This window comes from Bacillus sp. SIMBA_026, from assembly GCF_046535335.1.
In the GTDB taxonomy this organism is placed as follows: Bacteria; Bacillota; Bacilli; order Bacillales; family Bacillaceae; genus Bacillus; species Bacillus velezensis.
In genome coordinates, this window is sequence record NZ_JAWRWX010000543.1 from 1 (window position 1) to 230 (window position 230).

A 230-nucleotide genomic window follows, 5' to 3' on the forward strand; every position below is an offset into this window, starting at 1 on the left:
GTTGTATTTAACAGCTGCGCGCGCCATAACGCTGTGCCCGTGGAGTATGAGCGGGGACGCATTGCGGAAAGCGCTCTGTCGTGGCTTGATGACGCCCTGGAGAGCTCCGATGGATCGCAGACGAAAGTGAACCTGTTCGTCTGTCACCATCATCCCATCCAGCATGAAGATCATCACCTCGGTAGCTACGATTTCATGCAGAACGGGCAGCGCCTGCTCGATACGCTCTC

The 230-nt window shown here is 56.5% G+C and carries 1 protein-coding gene; it reads left to right on the plus strand.

Annotated features, from left to right (window positions below):
• A partial coding sequence (locus tag SB847_RS22480) for a hypothetical protein (RefSeq protein ID WP_410578999.1) occupies positions 1 to 230 on the plus strand: 230 nt, incomplete at both ends.